This is a genomic window from Variovorax sp. M-6, assembly GCF_052114385.1.
In the GTDB taxonomy this organism is placed as follows: domain Bacteria; phylum Pseudomonadota; class Gammaproteobacteria; order Burkholderiales; family Burkholderiaceae_C; genus Variovorax.
The window spans coordinates 24,422-34,221 of the sequence record NZ_JBFREQ010000051.1; the positions used below are offsets into that span (position 1 = coordinate 24,422).

The 9,800-nt window shown below is 66.3% G+C and carries 5 protein-coding genes; all 5 read right to left on the minus strand.

The annotated features are described in order from the left end of the window. Window positions 1-26: 26 nt before the first annotated feature. Window positions 27-1,385 carry an HlyD family type I secretion periplasmic adaptor subunit gene (locus AB4Z46_RS32910; RefSeq protein ID WP_442287764.1) on the minus strand — a complete coding sequence of 453 codons (1,359 nt, stop codon included), beginning with the start codon at window positions 1,383-1,385 and terminating at the stop codon, window positions 27-29. Window positions 1,386-1,420: 35 nt separating this feature from the next. After that, window positions 1,421-3,535 (minus strand): type I secretion system permease/ATPase, encoded by a 2,115-nt coding sequence (locus AB4Z46_RS32915; RefSeq protein ID WP_442287765.1) that lies wholly within the window; start codon window positions 3,533-3,535, stop codon window positions 1,421-1,423. 255 nt (window positions 3,536-3,790) lie between these two features. Next, entirely contained in the window at window positions 3,791-4,417 is a 627-nt protein-coding gene (locus tag AB4Z46_RS32920) for a hypothetical protein (protein ID WP_442287766.1), read from the minus strand. Window positions 4,418-4,696: 279 nt separating this feature from the next. Further along, entirely contained in the window at window positions 4,697-5,668 is a 972-nt protein-coding gene (locus AB4Z46_RS32925) for an OmpA family protein (protein ID WP_442287767.1), read from the minus strand. Between the two features lie 112 nt (window positions 5,669-5,780). Continuing rightward, window positions 5,781-9,800, minus strand: a 4,020-nt coding sequence (locus AB4Z46_RS32930; RefSeq protein ID WP_442287768.1) for an Ig-like domain-containing protein, incomplete at its 5' end; no start/stop codon positions are given.

Sequence of the window (9,800 nt, forward strand, 5' to 3'; positions counted from 1 at the left end):
CCTGACTGCAGGGATGTGGTCATTTCCTATCGCTCCCTGAAGGCTTCGCGAGCCTTCAGCACCGGCTTGAGCAGGTAGCTGAGGATCGTCTTCTCGCCGGTACGGATTTCCACCGTCGCGGTCATGCCCGGAATGATCGGGAAGTCCTTGCCGCCGGCACTCAGGGACGCCTTGTCCGTGCGGACCAGCAGGCGATAGTAGTTGGCGTCGGCACGGCCCTGGCGCGCCTTCTCGTCGTCCTTCAAGGTATCGGGACTGATGTGCTCGACCTCGCCTTTCAGGCCGCCGTAGATGGCATAGTCGTAGGCCGAGATCTTCACGACGGCCGGCAAGTTCGGGCGAACGAAAGCGACGTCCGAAGGCTTGATCTTGGCCTCGACCAGCAATTGGTCCTCCAGCGGCACGATCTCCATGATGTCGGCGCCCTGCTGGATCACGCCGCCGATCGTCGTCACGCGGATGTTCTTGACCGTGCCCTTGAGCGGGGCCCTGATGGTCGTTCGCTTCATGACGTCCTCGCGCGCGCCGACGTTTTCCCTGGCCTGGGCCAGTTCGCCCTCCAGGCGCGTCAGATCCGCATTGGCGTCGGACCGAAACTTGTTCTGCCGCTCGGCGATCTGCAGCCGGAACTCGTTGGCCTGGCGCTTCATGCGCAGGATTTCGACTTCCGACATCAGGCCGCGCGCCGACAGCGGCTCGGACAGGCCGACCTCGCGCTCGGCCAATTCCAGGCTGCGCTGCAACGCCTGCACGCTCGCCGAAAGCGTCTGGCGGCGCGCGTTGAACGCACGCGTTTCGTCGCTCACGATCGACGGCACGGCCTTGACATCGTCGGGGAAATTCAGCGGCTCCTGGTAGGCCTCGGCGCGAAGCCGGGCGATCGAGGCCTTCATCGCCAGAACCTTGGACACGCCCTCGCGGTAGGACGCGCCGGCGCGCGTCGGGTCGATCTCCAGCAGGATCTGGCCACGCTCGACGACGTCGCCTTCGTGCACGTTCATCGACTCCAGAATGCCGCCCTCCAGGCTCTGGATCACCTGCTCGCGGCTGGCCGGTATCACGCGGCCTTCGCCCAAGGTGATTTCCTCCACCCTCGCGAAGTACGCCCACACCAGCGCCACCACGAGGATGAGGGCGATCAGGTACAGCACGAGCATGCTGCCCGGCGTCTTCTGGACCAGCATCGCCTCGCGGAGATCCTGCATGAATGCAAGATCTTCCTTGCGCGCTTGTCCGGTCGGACCGGCGGCCCGGCCGCCGCCACCCTGGGCCGCGGCCGGCGCAGCGGCCTTCGCTTCGCTGCCTTCTGCCGCAGCGACTGATTCGACGTCATGCGTGGATGACTTCAGCCGCACGGGTGCCGGGCTTGCTTGCTCGTTCTTCATGATTTCACCTTTGCCGGTTTCGGCCATCGTCCTGTTCATGGGGCCTTGCCATCGCTCGGCCCCTTGGCCCGCAAGCTCTCCAGCACCGCATCCTTGGGGCCGTCCGCGAACACCTTGCCGTCGCCGTCCATCACGACGATGCGGTCCACGAGTTCGAGCACCGAGAGCCGGTGTGTCGCCACGATCACGGTCTGGCCCTGGGTGGCGACCGCCATCCGTTGGAGAAAGTAGTGCTCGGTCTGCAAGTCCATGGAACTGGTCGGCTCGTCCATCAGCAGGACGCGCGGGCGCAGCAGAAGACAGCGTGCCAATGCAACCAGTTGGCGCTGCCCGCCCGACAAACCTTGCCCTGCCTCGCCGATCGGCATGTCGAAGCCGCGCGGATGCCGCGCCGCGATGGCGTCGAGGCCCGTCAGCCGCGCCACCCGCAGAAATTCCTCGGTGGTCGTCGCAGGGTTGCCGATGGTCACGTTGTCCTTGAGCGTGCCGTAGAAGAGGCGCGCATCCTGGCCCAGCATGCCCACGGCGGCACGCACGTCGGCGGGGTCGATCTGGCCGATATCGATGCCGTCCATCAGCACCTGGCCGCTGCGCGGCTGGTACAGCGCCGCCATCACGCGCAGCAGTGTCGATTTGCCGCAGCCGATGTTGCCCAGCAGCGCGACGCGCTCGCCCGGCTTGAACTCCAGGCTGATGTCCTGCAACACCGGCGGCGACGGCTGCATCGGCGGCGACGGATAGGAAAAGTTGACCTTCTTCAGCGTGACGCGGCCCGCGAAATGGGGCTTGGCGAGATAGCGCCGCTCCGGCACCCGGTCGACCGGCTGGTCCATGACCTGGTTGAGCGACCGCAGCGCCGTCTTGGCCTGCTGGTAGCGGACCGCGAGTCCGACCACCGCCGCCAGCGGCGAGGTCGCGCGGCCGGCGAGGATCACCGTGCCGAAGAGCGCGCCCATGCTGAGGGTGCCCGCATGAATCAGGTACACGCCCCACACCACGAGCACCACCGTCTGCACCTGCTGGATCAAGGTCACGAGGTTCACGGCCATGCTGGACAGCGCGCGGGACTTCATCGAACTGGACGCAGCCAGCGCACTGAGGTGCTCCCACTTCTGCTGCATCACGCCTTCGCCCCGGGCCGCCTTGAGCGACTCGATGCCTTCGATGGACTCGATCAGCAGGCCCTGCTTGAGCGAGCCTTCGCGCAGGTTCTCCTGCATGGCGCGCGCGAGCGGCCACTGGATGGCGACACTGATCATCACGATGATCGGTATGGCGAGCAGCGGCACCAGCGCGAGCGGCCCGCCGATCATGGCGATGATGTCAACGAACAGCAGGCAGAACGGCAAGTCGGAAAGCGTCGAGATCGTGGCCGAGGTGACGAAGTCGCGCACCGACTCGAACTCACGCAACTGGTTCGCGGACGAGCCGGCCGATTGCGGCTTGAACTCCATGCGCGTCGCCAGCACCTTGCGAAACAGCGCGGAGCCGAGCACCAGGTCGGCCTTCTTCCCCGCCACGTCGACGAGGTGGGCGCGAACATGGCGCGCAGCGAACTCGAACACCATCGCGACGATGACGCCGATGGCCAGCGACCACAGCGTGACGTAGGCGCCCGTAGGCACCACCCGGTCGTACACGTTCATCGTGAAGAAGGTGCTGGCCAGCGTCAGGACGTTGATCAGCAGCGCCGCCAGCGCCGCGCTGGCGTAGTAGCGGCGATAGCGCCAGAGCGAGGAGAAGAGCCAATGCCCTCCGCTCTCCTGCTCTTGCGGCCCGGCACGATCGTCCAGCTGCGGATGCGGCTTGGCGAGCAGCGCGTGCCCGCCGTAGAGTTCGTTCATCTCGCCGGCATCGAGGCGCACACTTCCGCCGCCCGATTCCGGCAGCACGACGTCATAGGACGCGGCGCCGCCCTTGCCATGACGGGCGACCAGCACGCAAGCGCCGCCGTCCTTGCGGAGCAACGCCACGGGCAGCAGATAGGAGAGCAAGTCCCCGGCATCGCGCTTGACCCAGCCCGCGCCGATGCCGGCCTGTTCGAGGACGCGCACCGCGAGCGTGGGCGACAGTCTGGCGTCGCGCGGCAATCCCGCCTGCAAGGCCGCCGCGCTGATCGTCAGGCCATGGTAGACGCACAACCAATGCACGGCTCCCAGCAAAGTATCCGGTCCTGCTTCTGCGTGGGACGCACGCTGCCCGTCCACAGGGACGTCCTGTTTCATCACTGCCGCCATAAAAATTCCTTGTTCGCGACGGTGTGGAACTCACCGTCGAGCTTTGCCGCTGGCAGGCTGCCAGGGGCCGGTGCAAATGGGTCCGCTCCACTGCGCGCCGGCCGGGTTGTCCCCGGGTGGCGCGCATCGCCATTGCAAGATTTGAAAAAAGAAACGATCGATGCCGCTTCAGGTCGCCCCGGCCGTCGCGGCCACGTGGCGGCCTGGCGCCTCCCGGCAATCGACGACCGTGCTTGCGCGGCTGATGACGTAGCGCTGCTCATGGGCGCCCGCCAGCAGGCGTTCGGCATCGACCCGGCGATGCGGTTGAGGGTCACCACCGCCGCCCTCCGAAACCGCCACGAAGTAGGTCTTGCCGCCATCGAGGTGGACCCGCGTCGCGGGATTCGACTTGCCCGCAAAAAGCGGGGCATCGCCGACATAGGCTTCGATCGCATGACTGCCTTTGGCCAGGCACAGGCGTGTGAAGTTGTGGGGCAACAGCGCGGCATGGAGTTGGCCGTCCACGTAGACGTGGGCCGCAGTGGCAGGCGCTGCGGCTGCTGCGGCCGCGGGCCTGAAGAAGACCACCTGGGCGAGGTCGGCGGCCACCGCCGGGACCGCCTCGTACACCGCCCCCGGGTTCGCATGGGCAGACGGCGCCGCGGCAGTGATCGGGGCCTGCGCCTGCGGCATCGCGTCTTGACCGAAGGCCGCCGACGCTGCCAACAGGCAGGCCGCGGCCATCGCCGCGGCGACGGGGCCGCGGCTTGCGCACAGGCGCCGATTGAATGCAATGAGATTCGAGAATTGCATGAGCTGGTCCGATGACCCTTCTTCAGGGTGAATCGCTTGGAGAGTTGGAGCTTTCGGGCGGCGTCGCCCATGAGCCAAGACGGCGGCAATCTCGGCACTCACGTCGCAAGCCACTTGGGAGATAGAACTTTAGTAAAACCGACTGAAACAAGGAATGAGAAAACGCCGCATTCCGTCGAGGAAGCATCCAGAAGATGGAATGCGCCAAACAGAAAGGCGGTCTTTCGACCGCCTTTCTCGTCTTGGCTCAGGATCGGAATGTCCGGCGCGGGCATGCGTTCAGCGCGCGCCCTCGGCATTCACTTCGACACGGCGATTGGGGCTGTTGCAGTCGATGCGCGCCTGCCTGGAGCCGCCAGTCGGGCAGGACACGACCGGTTCGCTGCTGCCCACCCCCTCGACCTTGATGCGGTCCGAGGAAAGGCCTTCCTCGGCCAGGACACGGCTGGTGGTTCGCGCCCGTTGCTCGGACAGCCTCTGATTGCCCGCGACCGAGCCGATGGCGTCGGCATGTCCTCGTACCGTGACCAGGCCGACGCTTTGCGGGGATTGCGCGCGAATCTGGTCCGCGACCTTCTTCAGCGCCGCCCGACCCTGCGGGGTGATCGCCTGATAGTCCCCTTTCCCGAAGGCGAACAGGACATCCGCGTTGAGCGTGAAGCGGGTCTTTTCCGGCGCGGCGGCTGCGGGCGGCGCGTCCTCGCACGGCACCACGGTGCTCGCGCGACTGACGAAGCGACGCTGTTGCTCAGAACTCGCCAGCAAGCGCTCGGCGTCAGCGCGGCTGAACGGCACGGGCGCACCCATGCCGCGCTGCGAAACCTCCACGAAGTACGTCACTCCGCCTTCCAGCAGCGCCTGGGTCTTCGGGACCGCCTTGCCGGCGTACGCGGGCGCATCGCCGACATACGCTTCGAGCGCATGGACGCCCTTGGCGACGCAGAAGCGCGTAAAGCCGTTCGGCATCAGCGCCGTATGGAACTCCCCATCCACGTAAACATGCGCCGCCGCTCGGACTCTGGCGGCGGAAGAAGGGGCCGTGCCCCTGAAGAAGACCACCTGGGCCAAATGGGACGCCACTGCGGGTCCCGGCCGATAGGTCGACCCTTCGCGATCGCTGGGCACCGTTGGCGCAGCCTGCGCGAAGGCGGCCGACGCCGCGACCAGGCACAGGGCCGGCAGCGCGGAAACAACGATGCCGCGGCCGGCGCGCAAGCGCCGGCTGATGGGGTTGGATTTTGACAATTGCATGGATCTCTGATGCCTCGGCTGGAGGCATCGTTTGGACAGTTAAGAATTTGACGCGCCCCGAAGGACGCCTTTGGTGGCGTGGCAGCCGCGGGGCTGCCACGCTGCACGACGCTTACAGGATGGTGACGTGAACCCTGTCCTCAACCAGCAGCTCGCTCGTTCCAGCCACGTTGGTGTAGGCGTGATAGACCGAGCCGTCCACGGTCTTTGTTCCCGCGTCCGTCCAGCGATCGGCAGCCGCACCCGCATTGACCAGGTTCACCTGGCCGGTGGCATCGCCATGCACCACCAGTTGCGTCTTGCCATCGCTCACCAGCACGTTGGTTTTCCCAAGCCGCGCGATGTCGCTCATTTGCACGGCCAGGGTGTTGCCCCCGTCGCTGCCGAGATCGAAGTGCTCGAAGCCCTTGACCTTGCTCTTCAGCGCCGTGAGGTCCAGGCTCATGCCCTTCCCGTCCATCACCAGGGTGTCGATGCCCACACCGCCGTCGACGTTCATGAAGTCCGTGCCGATGATGCGGATCGTGTCGTTGCCAGCGCCGCCCAACGCGACGTCCTTGGTGCCGATCTGCGAGATCGTGTCGTTTCCGAGCCCACCGGCGAGGAAGTCCACGCCCCCGGTGCCGACCAGCACGTCGTCACCCGTCGTGTACTCCTGGGTGAAGTTCGGCGTGCCGTAGTAGATATAGAGTGCGCCGTTATCGGAGGTCGTCGCGCCGATGTTGTCTCCATACCGTGCGCCGACCGCGACGTCGGCCACGCCGTCGCCGTTCCAGTCGCCGATCGCGACGCCCGAGCCGTAGCGGTCCCAGCCGCCCCACTCGTTCGCCCCGCGCAGCACATAGCCCTTCGACGGATCATTCATGATGTCCTTGATCGAGATCACCGGGGCTTCGAAGTTCTCGCTGCGCCCGTAGACCACATAGGCCGCCCCGTTGTCGGTCTTGCCGTCGCCGTCGGCCAACTCTGCGCCGATGATGAAGTCGTTGATGCCGTCGCCGTTGACGTCACCCATCCCGCGAATGGTCATGCCGAAGTTCTCGTCCGCAGTGCTCTGGCTGGTGGCCGTCGATTTCTCGTTGACCAGGAGGAAGCCATCGGCCGCCGTGAAAGTCGGCACGTAGCCACTCGGCCTCGCAGAATTGCCCGAGGTGAACATCGCGTCGAGGTTGATGTCCTTGCCATAGCCTCCTTGCTTGCCATAGATCACCCACACCCGACCCGGGTTGCCCGGATCGGAGTGCGCCGTCCCGATTGCGAAATCGCCGATGCCGTCGCCATTGATGTCGCCCAGCGCGGCGATCGTGTTGCCCCCCGATGAGCCGAGGGACACCGTGCCGCCCAGCGCCTCCCCTCGCATCCCGTTGATGTGGATGCCCTGGTCCGGCGTGAGCCTGCTCAGGTCGAGGGTGGCCGGCAGGCCGTCCTTGCTGCCGTAGATCAGGTAGTTCGTTCCCCCCGGTTGGTTCGACGCCATCATCGGGTTACTTCCACTGGGATCGGCGATCACGAAGTCCTCGATGCCGTCGCCGTTGACGTCGCCGACACCATTGATCTGCCAACCGAGGTCCCGGGTGGTGTACGTCCCGCTGGTGGCACCGAAGATGCTCGTGCCGTGGACGCCACTCGGCAGGGTCCAGCGTCCGTTCGCGAGGACCAACTGGATGTTGGACCAGTCACCGGCGTGGCCGTAGATCACGACGGCACCGCCGCGATCACCCGAGCCATTCGTGGGGTCGCCCAGCAGCAGGTCGGCATAGCCGTCGCCGTTGATGTCGGCGGCGCCCACGCCTGTGGTGAAGGCGCTGTCGTCGGCCACCGGGAGCGCGACCTTGAAGCCGTACTGGTTCTGTCCCCGGTCGATTGTCGCCAGGTTCAGCTGGCCATTGGCCCAGGTGCCGTTCGCGCCGCCGAAGACTACGTAGGCCTTGTCGTTCGCGTGCGAGGCAATCAGGACGTCGTCATAGCCGTCGCCGTTGATGTCGCCCAGATAGTTGATGGCTCTGCCCATGTCGTCGGGTCGGTCCTCCGTTCGCGGCGCGCCGAAGATCTTCAGACCCTCTTCGGGCTTCAGGTCTCTGGTGTTCGAACCCAGGTAGTTGCCGATCGCGGGAATGCCGGCGGCGGAACCGAACAGAATGTAGGCCGCGCCCGCGTTGTCCCCGTTCGCTCCGGAGCGATTGTCGGCAAAGGGCGCGGACACCATCAGGTCGTCGTAGCCGTCGCCATTGAAGTCCCCGATGTTGGTGACGTCGTAGCCGAGTTGGTCGAGTTGCGCCCCACCCCGGATGGTCTGAGCGATGCTGTCGATGTCGATCACCAGGCTAGAGCCCTTGCCGTCGAGGGTCGAGACCGTCGACGACGCGTTGCCCGCCTGGTCGGTGACCACTGCCTTCAAGCGGTAGCTGCCGTCCCTCAGGCTCGGCAGGTCGTAGCTCCAGCTGCCATCGGCAGCCACGGAGATGCTGCTGCTGAAGACGCGGTCGCCCGCATCCAGCTTGCCATCGTTGTTGACGTCGTCGAACAGCGTGACGCGCAGCTTGCTCAGGTCCGTGTCGCTGCCCGCCCCGACCTTGCCGTTGATGGTCGGCGTCACGTTCGCCGTGATGTTGTCGGTGTTGGACAGGCCCCAGTCGCTTTCCGCGGCCAGGTCGACCGTCGTCTTGTTGGTCGGACTCTGGGTATCGATCGTGACCGTCTTCTGGTCGATGGAACCCGCTACCCCGGCAGCGCTGATGACGCGCACCGTGTAATCGTATTGGCCATCGCTCAGGGTCCGGCTGTCGACGTAGCTCCAGCTCGTGCCGGAAACCACCACGTCCTGCCAGGACCTGCCGCCGTCGACCGTGATCTGGGCACGCTGCCCGCTGGCCAGCGCCTGGGTCAGCGTCCCGTTGATCGTCAGCGACGTGTCGCTGGTGACGAAGTCGTGGGCCGAGGTCCCGGTGTCGTCCGTGATGGAGGTGATGGCGATCGACGTCGCAGGCACGCTGTCGTCGAAGGTCACGGTGTACGGGTTGCTCGGGCTGGTCTTGTTCCCCGCAGGGTCCATCTCGATGGCCGTGAACTCGTTCAACCCCGACGCCAGCGCCGTTTGCACTTGCAGCGACCACTTGCCGTCCGCCCCCACCGTCGCGCGGCCCAGCTCGCGGCTGCCCACCCCGTCCTTCACCATCACGATGATGGTGTCGCCCGCCGTGCCCGTGCCATGGATCAACGGACGGCTGTCGTCCGTCGTCGCGCCAGGCGCCACGTTGCCCGTCACCAGGCCCACGTCGTCTTCCACGCCCGTGATCGCCAGCTTGCTCGCGTCTGGCGCCGTGTAGTCGGTCGTCAGCGTGAACTTGTCCGACTCCGCACTGGTGTTGCCCGCCGCGTCGGTCGCCTTCACCGTGAACTCGTGCTTGCCTTCGTTCAGGCCGGTCGTCGGCGTGTAGCTCCAGTCACCGTTCGCGCCGGCCTTCACGCTGCCCAGCGGCTTGCCGCCGTCGTACACCGTCACCGTGCTGCCCGCCTCGGCCTTGCCCGACAGCGTCGGCGACGGGTCGTCCGTCGTCGCTCCGTTCATCAGCGCACCCTGCACTTCGCCCACGTCGTCCGTCACCTCGCCGATCGTCGGCGCCAACGGCGCCACCGTGTCCACGCGGAAGACGAACGCAGGCGTCGCCTCGCTCTTGGTCCCCGTCAGATCCTCGGCCTGCGCCGTGATGCTGTGCGCGCCCTGCCCCAGGTCGACCGAGGGCGTGAAGCTCCACGTGCCGTTGGGTTGCACCGTCGTCGTCCCCAGCACGTTCGTGCCGTCGTACACCGTGATGGTGCTGCCGGCCTTGCCCGTGCCCTGGATCTCCGGGCGCGTGTCGTCCGTCACGCCGTTCGGCGCAATGCTGCCCGTGATCGCCCCTTGGTCGTCCACCAGCGAGCCGATCGACACTTCGACCTTCGAGGTGTCCACCGTGACGGTCACCGGCGTGCTCGATGGGCTTTCGTTGCCCGCGGGGTCGGTCACCTTGGTCGTGAAGCTGTGCGGGCCGTCATCCAGCGCCTTGCCCGGCGTGAAGCTCCAGTTGCCGTTGCCGTCAACGTCCACTTCGCCCAGCTTGGCCGCGCCGTCGTACACCGACACCTTGCTGCC